The organism is Marinilabilia sp. (genome assembly GCF_016278715.1).
Lineage (GTDB): Bacteria > Bacteroidota > Bacteroidia > Bacteroidales > Marinilabiliaceae > Marinilabilia.
In genome coordinates, this window is the sequence record NZ_JADQBH010000049.1 from 22,724 (window position 1) to 42,590 (window position 19,867).

The 19,867-nt window shown below is 40.9% G+C and carries 18 protein-coding genes, 1 tRNA gene and 1 pseudogene; 18 read left to right on the plus strand and 2 right to left on the minus strand.

Features of this window, described 5'->3' with window-relative positions; genetic code table 11:
- Positions 1–10: 10 nt before the first annotated feature.
- The gene (locus QZZ43_RS03530) at positions 11–535 is read right to left on the minus strand and encodes a hypothetical protein (protein ID WP_291856317.1); all 525 of its coding nucleotides are present in this window, start codon (positions 533–535) and stop codon (positions 11–13) included.
- Positions 536–848: 313 nt separating this feature from the next.
- Here QZZ43_RS03530 and QZZ43_RS03535 point away from each other — a divergent pair, with 313 nt between their 5' ends.
- The 5 genes and pseudogenes from QZZ43_RS03535 (at position 849) to QZZ43_RS03555 (ending at position 6,265) form a co-directional block, all read left to right on the plus strand.
- Complete coding sequence (locus QZZ43_RS03535; protein ID WP_291856319.1) at positions 849–2,042, plus strand: pyridoxal phosphate-dependent aminotransferase; 1,194 nt, start codon at positions 849–851, stop codon at positions 2,040–2,042.
- Between the two features lie 173 nt (positions 2,043–2,215).
- Entirely contained in the window at positions 2,216–2,953 is a 738-nt protein-coding gene (locus QZZ43_RS03540) for a cell division ATP-binding protein FtsE (RefSeq protein ID WP_291856321.1), read from the plus strand.
- 160 nt (positions 2,954–3,113) lie between these two features.
- Positions 3,114–3,641: a peptidylprolyl isomerase gene (locus QZZ43_RS03545; protein ID WP_291856323.1), complete on the plus strand. Its 528-nt coding sequence runs from the start codon at positions 3,114–3,116 to the stop codon at positions 3,639–3,641.
- Between the two features lie 125 nt (positions 3,642–3,766).
- Positions 3,767–4,837 (plus strand): chorismate synthase, encoded by a 1,071-nt coding sequence (aroC, locus tag QZZ43_RS03550; protein WP_291856324.1) that lies wholly within the window; start codon positions 3,767–3,769, stop codon positions 4,835–4,837.
- A gap of 19 nt (positions 4,838–4,856) precedes the next feature.
- A pseudogene (locus QZZ43_RS03555) lies at positions 4,857–6,265 on the plus strand (dicarboxylate/amino acid:cation symporter).
- A gap of 98 nt (positions 6,266–6,363) precedes the next feature.
- Here QZZ43_RS03555 and QZZ43_RS03560 read toward each other — a convergent pair.
- Positions 6,364–7,725, minus strand: coding sequence for a HAMP domain-containing sensor histidine kinase (locus tag QZZ43_RS03560; RefSeq protein ID WP_291856326.1), 1,362 nt, complete (start codon positions 7,723–7,725; stop codon positions 6,364–6,366).
- A 114-nt stretch (positions 7,726–7,839) separates the two neighbouring features.
- Between QZZ43_RS03560 and QZZ43_RS03565 the strand changes: the two genes are divergently transcribed.
- The 13 genes from QZZ43_RS03565 (at position 7,840) to QZZ43_RS03620 (ending at position 19,840) form a co-directional block, all read left to right on the plus strand.
- Positions 7,840–7,916 (plus strand) — tRNA-Pro (locus QZZ43_RS03565).
- Positions 7,917–8,114: 198 nt separating this feature from the next.
- Positions 8,115–8,312 carry an SRPBCC family protein gene (locus QZZ43_RS19555; RefSeq protein WP_367221222.1) on the plus strand — a complete coding sequence of 66 codons (198 nt, stop codon included), beginning with the start codon at positions 8,115–8,117 and terminating at the stop codon, positions 8,310–8,312.
- Between the two features lie 18 nt (positions 8,313–8,330).
- A complete protein-coding gene (locus tag QZZ43_RS03570; RefSeq protein ID WP_291856328.1) occupies positions 8,331–8,525 on the plus strand; it encodes a hypothetical protein in 195 nt (64 codons plus the stop codon).
- A 35-nt stretch (positions 8,526–8,560) separates the two neighbouring features.
- Positions 8,561–8,830: a helix-turn-helix domain-containing protein gene (locus QZZ43_RS03575; protein ID WP_291856330.1), complete on the plus strand. Its 270-nt coding sequence runs from the start codon at positions 8,561–8,563 to the stop codon at positions 8,828–8,830.
- A 111-nt stretch (positions 8,831–8,941) separates the two neighbouring features.
- Positions 8,942–9,364, plus strand: a complete 423-nt coding sequence (locus QZZ43_RS03580) for a VOC family protein (RefSeq protein WP_291856391.1) — start codon at positions 8,942–8,944, stop codon at positions 9,362–9,364.
- A 42-nt stretch (positions 9,365–9,406) separates the two neighbouring features.
- A complete protein-coding gene (locus tag QZZ43_RS03585) occupies positions 9,407–9,772 on the plus strand; it encodes a nuclear transport factor 2 family protein (RefSeq protein ID WP_291856332.1) in 366 nt (121 codons plus the stop codon).
- A 635-nt stretch (positions 9,773–10,407) separates the two neighbouring features.
- Positions 10,408–11,130 (plus strand): SIMPL domain-containing protein, encoded by a 723-nt coding sequence (locus tag QZZ43_RS03590; RefSeq protein ID WP_291856334.1) that lies wholly within the window; start codon positions 10,408–10,410, stop codon positions 11,128–11,130.
- A 399-nt stretch (positions 11,131–11,529) separates the two neighbouring features.
- Positions 11,530–12,228: a YafY family protein gene (locus QZZ43_RS03595; protein ID WP_291856335.1), complete on the plus strand. Its 699-nt coding sequence runs from the start codon at positions 11,530–11,532 to the stop codon at positions 12,226–12,228.
- Between the two features lie 56 nt (positions 12,229–12,284).
- Complete coding sequence (locus tag QZZ43_RS03600) at positions 12,285–13,160, plus strand: alpha/beta hydrolase (RefSeq protein WP_291856337.1); 876 nt, start codon at positions 12,285–12,287, stop codon at positions 13,158–13,160.
- Between the two features lie 129 nt (positions 13,161–13,289).
- Positions 13,290–13,655, plus strand: coding sequence for a hypothetical protein (locus tag QZZ43_RS03605; protein ID WP_291856339.1), 366 nt, complete (start codon positions 13,290–13,292; stop codon positions 13,653–13,655).
- 1,098 nt (positions 13,656–14,753) lie between these two features.
- Positions 14,754–14,957 carry a hypothetical protein gene (locus tag QZZ43_RS03610; RefSeq protein WP_291856340.1) on the plus strand — a complete coding sequence of 68 codons (204 nt, stop codon included), beginning with the start codon at positions 14,754–14,756 and terminating at the stop codon, positions 14,955–14,957.
- Entirely contained in the window at positions 14,957–15,418 is a 462-nt protein-coding gene (locus tag QZZ43_RS03615; RefSeq protein WP_291856342.1) for a PIN domain-containing protein, read from the plus strand. Before QZZ43_RS03610 ends, QZZ43_RS03615 begins: the two co-directional genes overlap by 1 nt.
- Positions 15,419–15,877: 459 nt before the next feature.
- Complete coding sequence (locus QZZ43_RS03620) at positions 15,878–19,840, plus strand: two-component regulator propeller domain-containing protein (protein ID WP_291856344.1); 3,963 nt, start codon at positions 15,878–15,880, stop codon at positions 19,838–19,840.
- The last annotated feature ends 27 nt before the right edge of the window (positions 19,841–19,867 follow it).

Here is a 19,867-nt window from a genome sequence, read left to right on the forward strand (position 1 = left end):
GTCTGCTCCTTTATCTTATTCCCAGTTCATCAATGTCGCGTCGAATGCTTTCCAAGGCTTTACTGACCGATAGATTTGCTGTAGCTCCGGCATCCTCAATAATTCTACGTCCCAGCTCAAATGAAGGCACATTAGGAGGAACTTGTACAGAGGCTGTATTGATCAGTCGTGAAACTTCCCCACGCGCTTTTTTTATCAGTTCCCAGGTATTGGCAGGTACATAAATCTGCATGGCAAGATTATGGTTAAATTCCGTCCGGATGGTTTTGAGCAAATGACTTTGCAGATGGAATGCATTCATGTTTTTTTGTTGCTCGCGCAAAACCAACGATTCGGGTGAAATTCGCTCCAGAAAAAGGGAAAATCTCTCAAATGCCTGCAGACGTTGAGTCAGGATTGTATTTCCATTGGCCATCAAAAATTCCTGACGCCGCTTTTTTGCCTCGTGATCCAGAAACCATTTAACTAAAATCAGGGTGAAAACGGTAATTATCACAATCGGGGCAAGTATCCAGATGATTTGAATGCTTTCCATAATTAATAGTTCTTTTTTCTCCGAAAACAAAGTTAATTATTTAATTGAAATTTCTGATTTTACAAGACATTCCTCATCTTGCCGGGTGTAAAAAAAGATTATTTTTGTACTTTCTTTTCAAACTATTAACCGTTAAAAAACTCAACGCAGAGGCAATAATGTGAAGAGTTTTTTTCAGAGAATTAAGTTATACTTGTTGCTATGTAGGCAGTTTGTTATCAGTTTTTTGTTAATGATTTACGGAAGATTGTTTAAAGAGAAGATTTAGAAATTATTGTTTAGCCGATTTTTTGGTCATAAAAATATACCGAGTATGAAACAATTATCTGACAGACTGACCGGGTTGTCTGAATCCGAAACAATAGCTATGTCTCAGCGAAGCAGGGAATTGCAACGCCAGGGGAAAGATATCATCAATTTGAGTGTGGGAGAACCTGATTTTCCATCCCCTCCGTATGTAAAAGAAGCAGCTATTGCAGCCATCGAGGATGATTTTACTCACTATCCCCCGGTTCCCGGAATTCCGGAATTGAGGGAGGCAATTGTTGCCAAATTTAAAAGAGACAACAATCTGGAATATAAACCGTCTCAGATTGTTGTATCAACAGGCGGAAAGCAGGCATTGTCTAATGCCATTTATGCTTTGGTCAATGAGGGGGATGAAGTAATAATTCCTTCCCCTTATTGGGTGAGTTATCCTGCTATGGCACAACTGGCCGGTGGAAAATCGGTATTTGTCTATGCCGGTATTGATCAGGATTTTAAAATGACCCCGCAGCAGTTGGAAGATGCCATTACTCCAAAATCCAAAGTGCTTTTGCTGAACAGTCCCTGTAATCCAACAGGTAGTGTTTACTCTTTGGAAGAGTTAAAAGCACTTGCAATTGTATTGGAACGTCATCCCAATGTTTTTGTGATTTCTGATGAAATTTATGAATACATCAACTATGAGGTTCCACATCACTCCATGGCCGAAATTCCCTCCCTGAAAGAAAGGGTGATTATTGTGAATGGCGTATCAAAAGGTTATGCAATGACTGGCTGGAGAATTGGCTATATGGCTGCTCCCGAGTGGGTTGCATCGGCTTGCTCCCGTTTGCAGGGACAATATACTTCTGGTACTTCTACTATTTCTCAAAAGGCTGCGCTTGCTGCAATTGAAGGTCCGCTGGAATATACCCGTTCTATGGTAGATGCTTTTAGGCGAAGGCGTGAATTGGTGGTTAAAATGGCCAATGAAATACCGGGACTGAAAAACAACAATCCGGCAGGTGCATTTTACCTGTTTCCCAATGTGAGCTCGTTTTTTGGAAAAAGCTTCAACGGACATACGATTGAAGATGCTCGTGATCTGAGTTTCTACCTGTTGGAACAAGCCTATGTGGCAACCGTTAGCGGAACCGCCTTTGGAAATAAAAATTGCATTCGATTTTCTTATGCGACCAGTGATGAGTTGCTGGTGGAGGCCATGAAGCGAATTAAAAAGGCTCTTGCAGCGCTAAAATAGAGATTGATTTTTGATAAGTGCGATTTGTCCTCTATCTTTATAGTCTCTGAAGGAAACAACAGAACTGAAAGGTGAAGTTTCCCGATGGAATTGTATTTGTGAGTCTGGCAATAAAGAAGCTTTATAAACCGGGCTCATTTTTCAGCGGTTCATTTGTAATTAATAGGGAGTCCATGGCAAAAGAAACACAACCGATTCTTAATAAAAAAGGTAATATCATTGAGGTTTCCGACGGCCTGGTGCGCCAGAAAGAACACATTATTCTCAGGGATGTAAATCTGGAAGTCAAACCGGGAGAATTTGTTTACCTCATAGGTCGTGTGGGTAGTGGGAAATCTAGTCTGCTAAAAACGTTCTACGGAGATCTTCCGTTCACCGATGGCTATGGATTTGTTGCAGGTTATAGTCTAAAGTTACTGAAAACCCGGCAACTTCCTTTTCTTAGGCGAAAAATGGGGATTGTTTTTCAGGATTTTCAGTTGCTTACCGACCGGAATGTTTATGACAATCTTCAGTTTGTTCTGAAAGCCACAGGATGGAAAAATCAAACCGATATGGATCACCAGATTCGCGATGTTCTGTCGAAAGTGGATATGGTTCATAAAGGATATAAAATGCCGCATCAACTGTCGGGTGGCGAACAGCAACGTATTGGTATTGCCCGTGCACTGCTCAATAAACCCGATTTAATTTTGGCTGATGAGCCTACCGGAAATCTGGATCCCGATACGTCGGATGATTTGCTGGATTTACTTCACACCATCTGTAAAGAAGAGTCTAAAACGGTGGTGATGGCGACACACAATTACGGATTGATTAAAAAGTTCCCAGGACGCACCATTCGTTGTGAAAATACAAGGCTGGTGGAATCGGCTCAGGAAGAAATTGATTTTGATCAATTGATTGAATAAAAAGGCAAAGAGCATGGAGCATGGGGTATGGAGCAGAGAGCATGGAACATGGAGCAAAGGGGTAACTCTTCAGCTCATAAATATTCCGGCATAGATTTGATTAAGAGGCAAAAACTGTGTTACTTTGCAGCTTGTTTAACGAACAAAAAAGAATATAAGAATGGAAATTGCAAGAAACAAATTCGTATCGCTTTCATATCAATTGCGTCTCAATGGTGCCGAAGGTGATTTAGTAGAAGAAACCGGAGAGAACAATCCTTTACAATTCGTTTATGGAGCTGGAAAAATGATTGAGATGTTCGAGAAGAAAATCGAAGGTCTTAATGAAGGTGACAATTTTAAATTTGAATTAAAGGCAGACGAGGCTTATGGCCAGGTTAATACTGATGCTATTGTGGATCTGCCTAAAAATATTTTTGAAGTAGAGGGTCAGATTGATGATTCATTGCTCAAAGTTGGTAACATGGTGCCTATGCAGGATGCCAATGGTAACCGGTTGAACGGTATTGTTCTGGAAGTAACAGACGATACTGTAAAAATGGATTTTAACCATCCTTTGGCGGGCGATGATTTGCATTTTGCCGGTCAGGTACTGGAAGTGCGTGAAGCCACCGAGGACGAACTCGTTGAAGCTGTTGGCGGAGACGGATGTAGCTCTGGTTCATGTGGAGACGGATGTAGCTGCTAATATTTAAGCAAAATTTTATAGAAAAGGGTGTTTCATTGACTGATGGAACACCTTTTTTTTGCTCATGTAGCCTGCATCACCTATTTTTACAACTCATTTTTAGAAACGACATAAACAATTATACGATGGCAGGTAACACATTTGGCAGGATTTTTAAACTGACTTCTTTTGGTGAATCTCACGGACGTGGTGTTGGGGGAATTCTGGAAGGCGTAAAGCCCGGGTTGGAACTGGATATGGAATTTATTCAGCACGAACTGGATAGACGGCGACCGGGACAGTCGAAAATTACTACTCCCCGCGACGAAAAAGACCGGGTTGAATTTATTTCCGGGGTAATGGACGGAAAAGCCACCGGAACTCCTTTGGCCTTTGCCATCTGGAATAAAGACCAGAAGTCCAATGATTATGACAACCTGAAAGAACTGTATCGTCCTTCTCATGCCGATTACACCTATGATGCCAAATACGGAATCCGGGACCATCGGGGTGGAGGTCGTTCATCTGCCCGGGAGACTATTGCCCGGGTGGTAGCAGGTGCTATTGCCAAACTGATGCTGAAGGAAATTGAGGTGGACATCACCGCTTTTGTTTCCCAGGTGGGAGAACTGATTATGGAGGATATTCCCGCCGATTTGTCGACCATTGAATCCACCCCGGTTCGTTGCCCTGATACAGAGATGGCCGAACGCATGATAGATTACATTGATAATATCCGTCAGGATAAAGACTCCGTGGGCGGGGTCGTTAGCTGCGTGATTAAAAATGCTCCGGCAGGTCTGGGAGATCCGGTTTTCGATAAACTTCATGCCACTTTGGGACAGGCAATGCTTTCCATCAATGCCGTAAAAGGTTTCGAATACGGAATGGGCTTTAAAGCTTCTTCTATGAGAGGGTCGGAGCACAATGATGAGTTTTATACTGAAGATGGAACAGTTAAAACCCGTACCAATCGCTCCGGAGGGGTACAGGGGGGTATCTCCAACGGTGAAGAGATTGTTTTTCGCGTGGCCTTTAAACCTGTTGCAACCATTCTTAAAGATCAGAATACTGTGGATAAATCCGGCAATGAAGTGGTGATGAAAGCCCGCGGACGACATGACCCCTGTGTGGTTCCCCGTGCAGTTCCTATTGTGGAGGCTATGGCTGCTATGGTAATTTTAGACGCATGGCTGATGAATAAAACCTATCGGTAAGTTTTTGATTGGAAATAATATGTTGAAAAAACTTCCACTTCATTGGAAAATTATTATCGGCCTGGTTTTGGGAATAATTTGGGCCCTGGCATCCAGCTGGCTGGGGTGGGGCTCATTCACCGAGAGTTGGATTGCACCCTGGGGCCGGATTTTTATTGATCTGCTGAAACTGATTGCTGTTCCGCTGGTACTGTTTTCTATTATTGGTGGAATTGTTAGCCTTGGACATCCCCGGGACCTGGGGAGACTGGGTGGAAAAACGTTGTTGTTGTATCTGACGACCACCATTATTTCGGTTACGGTGGGGCTGGTGCTGGTTAATGTATTGGCTCCCGGCAAAGCCCTGGATAAAGAGGTAAGGCTCGAAAACAGAATGGCCTACGAACTTTGGCTTCAGGAACGGGGTATGAGGCCCAAAGACGGGCGCTGGTTTTCTCAGGACAGCACTTATCAGGAGGTATTAAACAAGGTTGTCGAAAAAAGTGGTTTTGAAGAAACCGAGGAGGTCAGAGTTCGTCTGGAAACAGCACAAAAAGCCAATGAAGATGGTCCTTTGGTATTTTTGGAGGAAATGGTGCCGGGGAATCTGTTTTTTAGCCTTTCCGATAACCGGAATATGTTGCAGATTATTTTTTTTGGAATATTCTTTGGAGTCGCCCTGTTGTTTATACCTGGCGAAAAGGCAGCTCCCCTCAAAAAGCTAATTGATTCTATTGCGGCGGTTTTCCTCAAGATGGTGGAGGTGATAATGGCCGCAGCTCCCTTTTTTGTTTTTGCATTAATGGCTGGAATGGTCAATCAAATGGCAGGGGGTAATCCTGGTCATGTGTTGGAACTGTTTAAAGGACTTACCTGGTATTCTCTGGTGGTGGTACTGGGCCTGGTAATTATGGCTTTTGTCATTTATCCGGCTTTTATGGCCTTTTTTGTCAAAGGGATGTCTTTTAGGGATTTCCTTAGGGGCATTAGTCCTGCTCAGATGCTTGCTTTTACAACCAGCAGTAGCGCTGCCACGCTTCCGGTGACCCTGGAGTGTGTGGAAGAGAATTTGAAAGTGGACAAGCGGATTTCCAGTTTTGTGTTGCCTATCGGGGCAACCGTCAATATGGACGGAACCAGTTTATACCAGGCAGTGGCAGTGGTTTTCTTGCGCAGATGCATCTGGTTGATTTGAGTATCGGTCAGCAGTTAATGGTTGTGCTTACGGCCACCCTTGCCAGCATTGGAGCCGCAGCCATACCCAGTGCAGGGGTAGTGATGTTGATGGTGGTTTTAAGCTCCGTAGGGCTGAATCCGGCATGGATAGGCATTATTCTGCCAGTGGATCGCATACTGGACATGATGCGCACGGTCGTGAATGTGACGGGTGACGCAACCGTCTCGACCATTGTGGATAAAACCACAAAACTTGAAGAACCAACCGAGTAATTCTTGTCAATCATAAAACATCGCGCCAAGCATCACTGATTTCCGTTTCAACTTATACGTCATCTTTTACATGACACAACACTAGGGGGGGCAATATGTTACAGACAAGGCTCTTCCACTTTTGTCGCTGAGATTTCTGATTCTTTACAATTACTGATTTCTCTTTTTTCACCAGTTATTATATCCGGCGAAAATGAGAAAATAAAAGTGGAACCTTTATTGACTTCAGAATGAAGTTTTATCTGACCATCTAATAGATTCAGGATTGCTTTGCAGATGGATAAGCCCAAACCTACGCCATCAGAGTTTGTGTTGCCGTTCGATGCGTTATTTAGTTGGCTGAAACGTTCAAAAATTTTCGCCTGTTGCTCTTTGGGTATTCCCGGCCCTGTGTCAAAAACAAAAAAATGTACCTGTTGATTTTTAAATCTTATTCCATAGCGGATTTCACCTTGCTGCGTAACCTTTATTGCATTGGTTATGAGGTTGGAGAATACCTGGAACAACAATGTCCTGTCACTTCTTATAATGGTATTCTTTAACTCTTCGGGAAGATCCTGTTCCAGATATAGATTGGTTTTATTGATTTGAGTGATATGGGCATTGTAAATTTGCGAAAATAAAGAAGCGACACAAAATTCTGAAGTATTTATTTCAACCAGTTTTGCTTCCAGTTTGGAAAGGTCCAGGATATTGTTGAGCATATTTAGCAAAAGGTCGCTGTTTTGCTTAATAATGTCAATATAATCGTGTTGTTCATTTCGGGATACGTCAGGGTGTTTGAGTAATTCCGCAAACCCAACGATGGCATTCATGGGTGTACGGATTTCATGACTCATATTGGCCAGATAAGCCGATTTTTGTCGATTGTCCTGTTCTGCCTGCTCTTTTTGTTGAATAATAATGCGTCGCGAATAGGAAAGAGCCGGCACTACTGCCAGAAAAAGAAATGAAACAACAACAAGAAAATCCAGAATTCGCTGTTCTGTTGATTGATATTGTAAAATCAAATCGGGAAAATAGAATTCCAGCAGAATGAGTGCAACCAGATTAACACCAATTAAAAGAGAGATATAGCCGGCTCCGGGTTTTGGCTCCATGTAAACAATGAGTGCCATGAATGCCATGAAAATAAGGGGAGACGGGCTCTTGGATCCTCCATTGTATATCCACATGCCATTGAGAGTAATTACGACAGAGAGATAAAAGAGGCTTTTGGCAATGGTCCGATACTTTTTTCCGGGATGACGGTTCAGATAAAAGACAATCAAAAGGATCAAACTTAGTAATCCACTCCAGGCAGCAACCATTGTGGGAAGACCGATGAGTAAATTAAAAACGGTACTTAAAGCGGCAAATAGAAAAGCCAGGCAGATGATGATACAAAAGAAATGTTCTGTAAAGTCGTCTTTTCCGGTTAGGATTCTTTTTATCAAACTATGTGCATGATCTTTAAACATACTGGGTTAAGCTTTTATTCCGCGCAAATTTCTAAAAATATCCCCAGATTGTAAAGTTATTTCATAAAAAAAATATATTTTTGTGGCCGTATTTGAGCAGTCAAGCAATATTTTCGGGGTGTAGCGCAGCCCGGTAGCGCGCGTCGTTCGGGACGACGAGGTCGTAGGTTCGAATCCTGTCACCCCGACCAAAAATTTAAAAAGCCACATGAACTTTTATGTTTGTGTGGCTTTTTTTGGTGCTTTCCCGTTCTCAAAGAGGGAAGAAAAGGACCACATCCAAAATCCGGTTGTTTTTTATGTTATTTAAATAAACGTGTTGCTTTCTTGGTTATGAAACAATTCAGGCTAAAAAAAATGGACTTATTTAAAAGGAACTGAAAACTGAAATTCTCATTAATTCCAGTCCGAAAAAAGTTTGGGCTATCCTCACCGATTTTGAAAATTTCCCTTTCTGGAATCCTTTTATCACTTCTATTAAGGGTGAAGTAGTACCGGGAAAGAAAAAATCGGTAAGGATTGTTCCTCCTGGATCTAGAGGTATGATCATTAAACCTGCGATTAAAACTTTTAACCCCAACCGTTAGTTAAGCTGGCTGGGGTGATTGTTTGTAGCCGGTATTTTTGATGGAAAACACTCTTTCAAATTAATCGACAATGAGAACGTGACTACAACTTCCATTCACAGTGAGAATTTCAACGGACTACTTGTGGCTTTTCTGAAAAAAATGATTGACAAAAAAGTGAAAACAGGCTTTAAGATGATGAATGAAAAATTGAAAGAAATAGCAGAACAATAACCTTTTTAATCATACATTTTAAAGCTCAAATAATTATGGAGGAAGAATATGCCGGAAACATAACGGTTGATGAACTCGCCAATAAGCTCTATGCCAGTAGAAGAACTTTTGAGCGAAGATTTAAAAACTCATCAGGAAATGCCATTTCGAAGTACTTACAACGGGTTCGTGTGGAAGTAGCAAAACGACACTTCGAAGAAGGTGGGAGTCCGGTCAAAGAAGCCATGAACCATGTTGGGTATTCCGATGCAAAGTCTTTTAGTTCCGTTCTCAAAAAATATGTAGGACTAAGTCCAGTAGAATAGAAAGCCCGATACGCTCAATCATCTTCGCATTTGCCTATTGAACGGTCTTGCAAGTCATAATTAATTTGCATTAAACACAAATCAATAGCAGATCTGAAAAATCAAAAAATCATTCCAAATCTTTGGTTTGACATGCAGGCAAAGGAAGCCGCGGAATTTGACACCACAATATTTCCGAATTCCAAAACTGGGAAATCTACTTACTATGGCAAGGAAGGTTATGAAATTCATGGTATGCCTGAAGGCTCCATTCTTTCCGTTGATTTTGAACTGGATTCTTTCAAATTCATTGCCTTAAAAGGTGGGCCGGTTTTTCAGTTTAATTCGTCCATAACTTTTTTCGGTGTTTGTGAAACGGTCAAAGAGATGGATGACCTTTGGAAAAAGCTTATAGAGAACGGACAGGAATTAATACCCCTCGATAATGAGATGGTGGAAAAAGCTGTCCAGTCGGGCGGTAAAATTTATTCCGAGCCTCAGGATCACGGCTGGATGTATCAAAAATCCTTTGCCGATCCGGATGGACACAAATGAGAAGTAGTATGGATGAATTCGAATTAATTAAATCAGGGAAATATGGAAATAATTTGCAGAGAAGATTGTGGAAATGCTCCACTAAAAGAGTTGATACGTGACTATAACATAGCTTTCGCAAAAGGGGATGTTAATAGTATCGCCGACAAACTTACCGATGATATGGTATGGGAAATGGTGGGTGACAGCAATTTGACAGGAAAAGAGAATGTTACGAAAGCTCTTGAAGAGATGAAAGATCACACCGCTTCGACCATCGTTATTGACAACATCATTACACATGGGAAAACAGCTTCCTGTAACGGAAAATCTGTAATGGCTCAAAATGGAAAAGAGTTTTCTTTTTGCGATGCGTACGAGTATGATAAAAGCGGTGAAAATGCCCGGATTAAAAAAATGGCATCATAATTTAATAAAAACGGGGTAATTAAAGAATAACTCAGTAGAATTTCTCCGTACATATTTGTTTTGAACTTTTAGGGGCTGTCTCCGCGCAACCCATAAAATATTTTTTTACCTTCTATATTCATAAATATGTTCAGGTATCAGGAAATACAAGCAACCACCGACCCATTTGATGCAGAAAATAATGAACTGGTTTTTAATCAAATTTGGCGAGGACAGTGGTATTTTGCCGGTAGTTGGACATCGGAAAAGATAAATACTGAATATTGCAGGTTAGTATCCGGCAGGCAAAAAACTCAGAGTGGTTGAAATTGATGAATAGGTGGTGATAACCGGCAATTATTTTCTTCAATTTTACTTCTTTGGAAAATAAAGCTAAAAAAGTTAATTTTACTATTAGAATTAAACTAACCACTATGTTCCAAAAACCTTTTTCAAGCCCTGCTCGCCCATACAATTTCTTCAAAGAAAAATGCTTTTTAGAAATGTTCCCGTTTTCAAAACCTTTTCATTTAGAACTGAACTATTCACCTTTTAAAACAAAGGATTAATAACAGTCCCTAGGTGCATTTATAATATAGCTGGGACATTAAAACGGACATAACCGATAAACCGATAAACCGATAAAATTTACCATTATGAAAAGTAGAATACTAACCATCATTTTTTTATTGACTGCTGTCAGTTCATTTTCTCAATTGAAAGATAATCTTTTGCGAGTTCAAGGTAACGCAATTATCAGTGAGGTTCCAGAATTGATGTTAGTTGATATAACTATTAACTCAAAAGATACTGTTTATTCAAAATGTTCAGATTTACTAGTTACCTATTACAACCAACTCGAAAAGGCATTTGCCAGAAATGGAATTTCAAAAGAAAATTTAAAATCTAGTGGATTGAATATTACGGAGAGTTATTCATGGTCCCAAGAAACAAGAACTCGAGAACAAGATGGATATTCAGGAAACCTCACAGTGATTCTTGAACTTCCATATAATTCAAATTCTTTGAATACAGTAATGAAAACCTTAAAAAACACAGGATTTCCAACAGCATATTATTTATCTTTCAAACTAAGTAACCAGCAAAAAAACGAGTTACTAAAACAATCAATTGAATTGGCAATTGATGATGCAAAAAAGAAAGCAAATTACATAGCCGGGTCACTGAATATCAGACTATCTAAAATTAAAGATATAAATTTTGGATTTTCAAACTATCAAGATGATTTACTCACAAACGAACCACCAATATTTTACATAGTCGAAGAAGAAGAGGGAAGTCAGCAAGACTTAAATCTAAATCCAAATAAAATAGAAATAAAAAAGACCATTGGAGTTATTTGGAATATTGAAGATTAACGACGCCACAACAAACCATCTTAGCTCAAAGTTGTGGACTGGCGATAAAAAATTAAGTGTAGGATTAAAAAAGAAAAAATATTTCAGAACAATATCGACAAATGAATTGTATGATTTATTCATTGAGAAGGAATTACGAAAGAAAAGAACCTAATTTCATACGATAATACTATCAGATCCTTAGGACAAATAGAATAAAAAAACACACATGCCGAAGAATAAAACGGTGAGCAACAAAGCTGTGATACGCCAGCCATGCCATCCACTGCATATTGAGGGCTTCGTTTTACCTTCTCACATGCGTTCAAACTGATAAAATCAAAGCTGGTCTGAGTGCCCCAGGCAAGGTGAATGTAGCCAGGTCGTTTGGAACAATTTAACAAAACGCATACACAGATAATGAACAGACTTGACAGACTAACCAGCATTCTCATACAACTTCAATCAAAACGACTGATTACCGCTCGTGAAATAGCTGGACGATTTGAAGTTACAAACAGGACCATTTACAGAGATATTCAAACATTAAGACTTGCGGGTGTTCCAATTGGTGAAGAAGAAGGAAAAGGTTATTTCTTAGTTGAAGGCTATCGGTTGCCTCCCGTAATGTTTACAACCGAAGAAGCAAGAGCTTTGATAACAACTTGTAAAATATTAAACTATCATACCGAAGATTCCCTTAAAAAAAATTACGAATCGGCACTTTTGAAAATAAAGGCAGTTTTATCACCCAATGACAAAGAAAAATTAGAATTTCTGGATTCAAGAATCGGATTTCAAAAATCCTGGGCACCTACAAGTTTGTATTTAGACAGTATCCAGAATTCAATTACAGAAAGCGAAAAACTGAAAATAAAATATCAGTCAAGAGGAGAAGAGCAAATTACAGAACGAACAATTCGACCTTACGCCGTTTACTTTAGCGGTGCTGTTTGGACAACTATTGGCTTTTGTGAGTTACGACGAGAAATAAGAGAGTTTCGGCTTGACAGAATAAAAGAACTCAAAATTCAACAAACTCATTTCAAACCCGACAAGACTTTCAGCATTGAACACTATTTAGAAGAACGTTCAAAAAGATTATTTTTAAACCCCTGACAAAAGGCTGTCCTATGTGCCTTTTATCTTTGTTTCAAATTCAAACAAAAAGGAATATGAAAGCAATTTTTTTTATCGTCATTGCTTCACTTTTAGGAAGTTTAAGCGAGGCACAAACACCAAAAGGCATGACAGCAAAACAAATCACAATCAGAGACAAACAAGTTGAAATCAATTATTTTCAACAGGGACAAGGCGACACAACAGTTTTGTTTTTACACGGTTGGTGTATTGACGGAACTTATTGGAAGAATCAAGTAGAATATTTTTCTCAAAATTACAGTGTTTATGCAATTGACCTACCGGGATTTGGCAAATCAAAAGCCGAAAGAACCAATTGGACCATTGAAGAATATGCCAACGATGTAACAGCATTTATTGACACCATGAACCTTAAAAATGTTGTAATCATTGGACATTCTATGGCAGGTGAAATTATGCTACAAACCGCATTAACCAACAATCCAAGAATTGTCGGAGTTGTAGGTGTTGACAATTTCAAATTTATTGACGTTGAATTTACACCGGAACAGATGAAACAAATGACCGATTTTTTTCCTATGCTTGAAAAGGATTTTAAAAATTCGGCACCGGCATATGCAGATATGATGCTTTTTCACCCAACAACATCCAGGGAAGTGAAAGACAGAGTAAAAACTGATTTTGCAAATAGCGATTCCGTTATTGGCTATGGAGCATTTATGAACCTAATGCAATACGCATCGACTGAAGCACAAAGATTAGAACAGCTTAATTACAAGTTGTATTTAATAAACAGTGACAGTTTTTCAATAAACGAAACCGGACTGAAAAACCATTGTAAAAATGGTTTTCAAGTGGAGACTATCTCTGCAACGGGACATTATCCAATGATAGAAAAACCCACAGAGTTTAATTTAATATTAGAAAATTTGTTGAAAGGAATGATTTAAACTACTGCTGGCAGTCGGTCGGAAAATATTGGGGGTTAGATGTTTGGCTATGCGTATCACTCGCTGATAATGGTCGTTCGGTTGATAGGTTCGTATCTCAGCAACCCCAAAATTTCATTTTGTCAAACGTTGAACGCAAGCCAGACAACCATCCTGCAAAAGCTAATTTGTATAAATTGCTTTTATGAGGATGATGAATTGATTGGTTATGGAGTTAAGTTCAAAAAGAATGGGGTATACGCGAATGTTCATTTGATTAAGCTCAATACAAGTACAGGCCAATTTAGTGCTGGATTTGCTAACGGAGGATTCCTGACTAATAAAGTAGAAGTATATGCAGAGAATAAATGGATTGATAAAAAAATGTTGATTTTCGAAGCAAAAGATGAGCTAGAAATGCTTGAGGATAAATATATTTTGAAAGGGGAAGAAAAATTAATGTCAGCTAAAAATGAGGTAATTGAAGCAGCTGAATTCATAATACATTTAGAATAAATTTATTTTTGAAAAGATAAAGCCAGCGTTTAACTATGCTATCATTCTCCAGCCGCGGCATTCACAGCGTATTGAGGACTTCGTTTTACTTCTCACATGTTTTTGGGCTGATAAATTCACGGCTGGACCTAAGGCCACGCCCAGAACCGTATTGCCGGGAAGTTGGGACAAACCCGGAAAATGACCGTACAATGAATTGTTGTACTTACCGGGATGCTAATGCTTTTCCATATATTTGATGGTTATACAGAGGTGGTTCACGAGATATTTGGCCTTTTCTTTGTTATATCTTCAGTCTTCCACATCATACTCAATTGGAAAGCCTTAAAAATTCATTTACAGAAGGGTGTTTTCATTCCTGCAGCATTGGGCTTAACAGTTATATCTGTTTTATTAATATTCCAATCCGAAAGTCGATGCTATTATTTTTGAAAGAATAATAAAAGCACCAATTAATGATGTATTCAATGTGTAACAGGTTGATTATTTCGTAGCAGTTAAAAGCAAAAGGAATATCAATTGATGAAGCCGAAACAATAGAGAATATCTGGATTAACAATGATGCAGATCCTGAAGAAGTATTTGATTTGATGGCAGAATAATTGGCATCGGTAAAATGAGAAAGAATTGCAGTCCTTTTTTGGAAAATAAGTCAAAAAAGTTAATTTTACCATTAGCACCAAACTAACCACTATGTCCCAAAAACCTTTCTCAAGCCCTGCTTACCAATTCCATTTCTTCAAAGTTAAATACTTTTTGGGAATGTCCCGTTTCAGAATACCATTTCATATTTCCAAAACTATTTCACAAAACTTCCTAATTGGAACTTAGTCGGGCAACTGCTGTCATTATGCAAGGTAAATAACAGTACATAGGCGCGTTTATTTTATAGCTGCCCACCATTTAAAATACGATGTAGTTTGGAAATCCCCATAAAACAGAAAAAACGCTTTAAAATTTCATTGTAGCAAATGAATTGATAATGAAATGATTTCAGATGGATAGTTTATGGAAATGATTGAAAACATCTAACGGGCAACAAGAAAAACGACGCCAATCTCCAGTGAATTTTGTATATTTAAGGAAAATGAATCGCTTATGATACTTGAAAGAACAAAAGACGAAATATTGGTAAGATTACCAGCAAATATGGACATCACCGAGCTTCAAAACATGTTGGATTATCTTGATTACAAAGAAAAAACAGCAAATTCAAAAGCTACTCAAAAGCAAGTTGATGAATTGGCTCAAACCGTGAATAAGAAAATGTGGACTAAATTCAAAGCTCAACGGAATAAGTAATGAAAATAGTCGTTGACTCAAATATTGTTTTTAGTGCCATCCTAAATTCACAGGGGAAAATTGCACAATTAATCATAAACGGTTCAAAATATTTTTCCTTTTTCAGCGTAAGTCTGCTTAAAGAAGAAATTCTTAATCATAAAGATAAACTACTATCTATTTCGGGATTAACCGAAACTCAGTTTGAATCTTCCTTTTCTCATATTGCTTCAAGAATAAAATTCGTTGATGAAATCTTGATTTCCGACCAAGATTTGGAAAAAGCCACGAGATTAACTAAAGATATCGATGAAAATGATATTTTGTTTGTCGCTCTGACAAACCATCTTGGCTCAAAATTGTGGACTGGCGATAAAAAATTAGGTGTAGGATTAAAAAAGAAAAAATATTTCAGAACAATATCGACTAATGAATTATATGATTTATTCATTGAGAAGGAATTACGAAAGAAAAAAACCTAATTTCATACTATAATACTATCAGATTATTAAGACTAATAGAATTAAAAAACACATACCGAGGAATAAAACGGTGGGCAACAAAGCTATATACACCAGCCGGGGTATCCACAGTATATTGAACGTTTCGAATTACTTTTTCACAGGCGTTCATTCTATTAATTTCACAGAGGGTCTGAATGCCACCTCCGGGGCATTTTGCCGAGCGTAGTAGGCTGAGAGAAACCGCAGGACTCAAAAAGAGTGCGGAACGGATTCCCAAGCCGAATTCTCTTTTGGGAAAATATTTATGACACTATCTGATAATCGAAGAAACATTTTATCTACTACTACATCCCGTAAGCCATGGTCTCCATAATTAGTCAAATTAAAGGGTTTTTGCTATTTTTAGCTCACGAAACCAAAAACTTTTCGGAGTCCCTTTGAACGGCCTGAAAAAGCTTCCACCACTGAAAAACAGACATGGGATTATTATTGAAATACACGCTGATAACCATATTTTGGCTGACAGCTGTGGCCGCCAATGCCGAACTGACCAAGAACATGTTTGACATCAGACACCTTGGTTATTCGGAAGGGCTCAGCAGTCAACGGGTGTTTTCCATTGTCGAAGACCAGCACAGTGCCATTTGGGTGGCTACCAAAATTGGGATAGATCGGTACAACGGTGAGGTAGTAAAAAGCTATACTTTGCCTGGGAACTTTTATCACGGCGATATGGCGGGGCGACGATTGCGTTTGTGGTACGACGAGCACAACGGACTATGGGCCTATGACCATACCGGCAGAATTTTTCAATACTCCACTAAAGATGATGCCTTTGAATTGAAGTTTTCGCTTGGAGAAGCCATTGGTGGCGAAATCATCCTCAATAAGGTGTTTATTGACAAAAAGGGTTGTTTATGGATGGGACTGAGCAAAGGGCTGTATAAAAAAGAAAAGGAGGGCAACATCGTTACCGTCCTGGACGATCGGTATGTGAATGACATTGTGGCTGATTCATCCTCTGTTTACGTAGGTACTTCCACCGGCGTGGTAAAGCTTACTTCCCAACAGGAAGCCAACTGGCTGGTAAAGGAAGAAGATGTCCAGAGCCTTTACTACCACAGCGCTGATCAGGAACTCTGGATCGGTACCTTCAACAACGGCCTTTGGGCGTTAAATCTGGACAACTTGTCTTTGCTGTCGTTAAAAGGAAAAAGTTCCGGTTTTTTAAATCCAATACGGGCTATTACCGCCTACGATACCCAAACGATGTTGGTGGGAGTGGATGGCGGCGGCGTTTACACGGTTGACCTGCTATCGAAAGAACCCCATTTGCTGATGAGCACCGAGGACAGCACCGACATCTACCTTCGAGGCAACGGCATTTATGCTGTTACCACCGATCGCCAGGGTAACATCTGGATTGGCAGCTACTCCGGAGGGGTATCTGTGGCCATTCGCGCGGGTTATCCCACCCGAATACTGAAACACGAAAGAGGCAATCAACATTCAGTGGCCAACAACAACATTAACGGCATTGAAGAAGACAGTAATGGCGACCTGTGGTTTGCCACCGACAACGGTATCAGCATATTAAATGAGAGTGCCAATACGTGGCACCATGTATTGCAAGGAACCGTAGTGGTTACCCTGTGCCGGGCCCACAGCGGAAACATTTGGGCCGGCACTTATGGCGACGGAGTTTACCTGCTGGATCAGAAAGGGCAGCGGCTCCAACATCTTACCCAACAACAGGAGGAGCTCACTACCAATTACATTTTCTCCATCAGGCAGGACCCGGATGGGGATATATGGTTGGGCGGGCACAACGGCTGGTTGATGCTGCTCGACAAGGAGGGCCGGCACAAGCAAACCTACGACATTAAATGGATTCACTCCATAGAAATCGTTTCTCCGAACCAAGTGGGTGTTGCTACTGTAAATGGGTTTTATCTGGTAAATAAGGTGACCAACACGGTGAAAAGATACGCCTCCTTCCCCGAATTTCAGAATCAAAATGCCAGTGCTTACATCATTTCCATGTTGTTCAACGAAGACCAGACCGTTTGGCTGGGTACCGAAGGCGGAGGCTTAAATCTCTATAACCTGAGCACCGGCGAAACCAGGATTTTTACCACGCGGGAAGGCTTGCCCTCGGATGATGTCTACAGCCTGCAAAAAGATGCGCTGGGCCGTCTGTGGATGAGTACCGCCAAAGGATTGGCGCTGATGAAAAACAACGAAGTGTCAAACCTCAATTATTTGGGCGATGTAGATAAGGAATACAACAAATCCGCTTTTGCAAGGCTTTCCGACGGACGCTTTGCTTACGGTAGCACCAATGGTGCGGTACTGGTGAAGCCCGAAGCCATTGCCCAGACCGACTATGAGGCCCGTCTGCGTTTAACCGGTCTGGCCATTGATTACCTCGACTCCGAAAAGGAAAAGATTTGGCGGCCGGTTCTGCACGATATGGTAACCCGGGGCGCTGTGGAGTTACCCTACCGGCACAACTCCTTTGCCATCCATTTCGAATCCATCAATTACCGTTTTCAGCGCGACATCAATTACCAGCACATCCTCGAAGGCTACGACAAAACCTGGAGCAATTCATCGCCCGATGGCACTCTTCGTTACACCAACGTGGCACCCGGCACTTACCTGTTAAAAGTCCGAAATCTCCGTCGAAGTAACGGAGAGATAATTGAAGAAAAAAACCTGTTTCTGACCGTCGCTGAACCATGGTGGAACACCTGGTGGGCCCGGATCATCTACCTGGCAATGGCAGGCTCGGTACTCTATTTCATTTTTCGCTACAACAGCAATAAGCTTCAGAAGAAACACGACGAAGACAAAATCAAGTTCTTCATCAATACGGCCCACGACATTCGGACACCGGTTACCCTTATCATGGCACCCCTGGAGGATCTGGGCCGGGTTTCAGGGCTCAGCGACAAAGCCCAATACTACCTTGACATGGCGCGTAACAATACGCAGAAGTTGAATACCCTCATCACCCAACTGCTCGAATTTGAGAAGGTGGATATCACCAGGCAAAAAATAAGCCTCTATCCGATGCCTCTCAACAGCATCCTGGAGGAAGAGATTGTTGGTTTCCAGTCTTATTGCGATAACAAACAGCTTCACCTAAATCTTAACCTGCCCGATGAAGAGGTGGGTATCAAAGGCGACCGGCAACTTCTGGGTATGTTGCTCGACAACCTGCTTTCCAATGCCTGTAAATACACTCCGCCCCGGGGGGAAGTCAGTTTGGCTTTAGCCGCAACCAAACGAAAAGCCATCATCACGGTCCGTGACAGTGGTATGGGCATTCCCAAAAAAAGCCAAAAATACCTGTTCAAGAAAGTTTACCGGGCTGAAAACGCCCAGAAGTCACAGGAGAAGGGCACTGGGTTCGGACTGTTGCAGGTTCACCGAATCGTTAAAATACTGGGTGGGAAAATCAGTGTTCAGTCGGAAGAGGACCAGGGAACGGCTTTTACCATCCTCTTGCCAAGAACCTACGACCGTCCAGAATTGGTACCGGAACCAAGCTTTGCCGCCAGCCAATCCGTTTCATCCGAACACCCTCGTTTGGCTTCTCAGGAACAGCAGGGGATAACGAAACATAAGGGCGAACAACCCGGAGATACCCTACTCATTGTTGAAGACAACGAAACGCTCCGGTATTACTTACGTCACACTTTTGACGACGAATACCGGGTAATCGACGTTGCCAACGGTCAGGAAGCCCTGGACAGTCTCAGCAACGAATATCCCGATCTAATTCTTTCGGATGTTATGATGCCGGGTATTCAGGGTGATGAGCTTTGTCGCATGGTCAAGGACAATCCTGATACAGCAGGCATTCCCTTTGTGCTCCTCACCGCCAAAGCAACTCACGATGCCACAGTGGAGGGACTGAAGAAAGGGGCCGACGACTACATCCCCAAACCTTTCAGTACGGAGATATTGAAACTAAAAATACAGGGCCTGATAGAAAACAGAAAAAGGCAAAGAGCTTTTTTCATGCGTCAAGCCCTCCGGAAAGTCGGTGCCAAAAAGGAAGAGTCTAGGTGTGAACAGGAGTCGCCAACCACCGAAGAAGTCGTCCCGGGACTGTCCGAAAACGACCGCAACTTTGTTGACCGCGCTACCCATCTGGTCATTGACAACATAAGCAACACCGATTTTACCATCGACATTCTTTGTCGCGAAATGGCTATGAGTCGCACTCTTTTCTATAACCGACTTAAATCGCTTACCGGTAAAAGTCCTCAGGAGTTCATACGACTCATCCGACTTCAAAAATCTGCCGAATTGTTAAAATCTGGCAAAAATGTTACAGAAACTGCAATCGACTGTGGCTTTGTAAATCCCAAGTATTTCAGTTCGTTGTTTAAGCAACATTTTGGGGTACAGCCAAGCAAATACCAGTAAGCGAGCCATTTTCACCCCCTATACTCT